This window comes from Acidovorax sp. LjRoot204 (genome assembly GCF_056175785.1).
This window is the reverse complement of record NZ_JBGFFF010000348.1, coordinates 1-1,271: the sequence shown is the minus strand read 5'-3', so window position 1 is coordinate 1,271 and position 1,271 is coordinate 1. Positions and strand designations below refer to the sequence as shown.

Sequence of the window (1,271 nt, the reverse complement as noted above, 5' to 3'; positions counted from 1 at the left end):
TCACCAGCCTGCCCCATCAGATCCAGCGTCAAGCCTTCGATCTGGTGGATGAGCTGCATCCAGCGAAATGGCTCAAGCCGTTCGTTAAACAACTCCACGCCCGCAATAGCAACCAGGTCAAAGGAGAGGGTCTGGACGATCCTTCCGAACGCGTGGTGCTCTGGGCGCTGAAGTCGGAGTTCGGCGACGACGGCCGATTGAGTAACGTTGCCGGGGGAACAGGACAGGCTGTGCGTGTGGCGCACAAGTTCGGCATCCCCGCTTACAACCTCGACTTGCCGGAGCATCGTGCCCAGCTTGAGAGGGAGCTGGGCATCGAGCTGCCGGCGCCGCCGGCGGACGAATGCGAGGAAGATCTCTCGCCACAGGCCCGCCTGTTCTAGCGATCGATGCGCCCCACATTCTGGGGCGCTTATCAGACCGGCTACCGGGCGCGTCTATTCACGTAGGAGGTGCCCATGGCCCAGTACGTGAAGACCCCCAAGGGGGATGTGATCCTGATCCTCAGTCCTGCCGAAGCGCGAGGACTCGATGCCGTGGCCCACGACGGCGCCGCAGGCATCCTCTGTGACCCTGCAGCTGCGCGTGCATACATCGGAGGCCGGCGAGCTCAGGACGCCGCTGTGCGCGCCCTGGCGGCGTTGGCCTCCGCAGCGGTCGCCGGTGCCAAGCCCGTGCGTTAGAGCAGCCGTGTGCGGCGCCTGGAGCGCGGACGAGGGTGCCTGGAGGGTTCGTGTGGCTGGCCAGTGCTGGCCAGGTGCTGGAATGGCTGGTGCGCAGGCGCGCAGGCTTCGCGGATCTGCGCCTCCCACTGGATGGCCCAGAGGGTCAGATACTCCCTACAGGCCTGCTCATCAGGCAGGAATGCGTAGCGGGGCGGCCGCCTGGCTGTCTTGCAGAGGCGCCAAGGTGCGCCGGGTTCATCGCGAGCAGGACTCGCGTACGCGACCGCTTCGTCCCCAAAGTAGAGTGCGGGGCCGTCTATGAAGTGACGGAACTCAAAGTCGGGAGGGAGCGTGGCCACCGCCGCATCGTACGCCTGTGCGGCGTACGTGTCGTCCCGAATGGGGCAGTGCGGCGTCAGTATGGAGCGCCATGATCAGCGCCCCTGAGGCATGAAGTCATCGTCCAAGGCCGCCGGCTTCAAATTCTCGAACCGGTTGTACTCGCCAAGGAAGCGCAGTTTGCACGTGTCCGTAGGACCGTGTCGTTGCTTGCCGATGATGATCTCCGCCAGGCCTTTGTCTGGCGAGTTTTCCTTGTTGTAGTAG

3 protein-coding genes are annotated in these 1,271 nt (G+C 64.4%); 2 read left to right on the top strand and 1 reads right to left on the bottom strand.

Going from position 1 to position 1,271, the window contains the following annotated elements; genetic code table 11:
- Positions 1–383, top strand: a 383-nt coding sequence (locus AC04MI_RS25275; protein ID WP_476499056.1) for a hypothetical protein, incomplete at its 5' end; no start/stop codon positions are given.
- 75 nt (positions 384–458) lie between these two features.
- The gene (locus AC04MI_RS25270) at positions 459–683 is read left to right on the top strand and encodes a hypothetical protein (protein WP_436001422.1); all 225 of its coding nucleotides are present in this window, start codon (positions 459–461) and stop codon (positions 681–683) included.
- Between the two features lie 416 nt (positions 684–1,099).
- Here the strand turns inward: AC04MI_RS25270 and AC04MI_RS25265 are convergent.
- Positions 1,100–1,271, bottom strand: a 172-nt coding sequence (locus AC04MI_RS25265; protein WP_476499057.1) for a DnaB-like helicase C-terminal domain-containing protein, incomplete at its 5' end; no start/stop codon positions are given.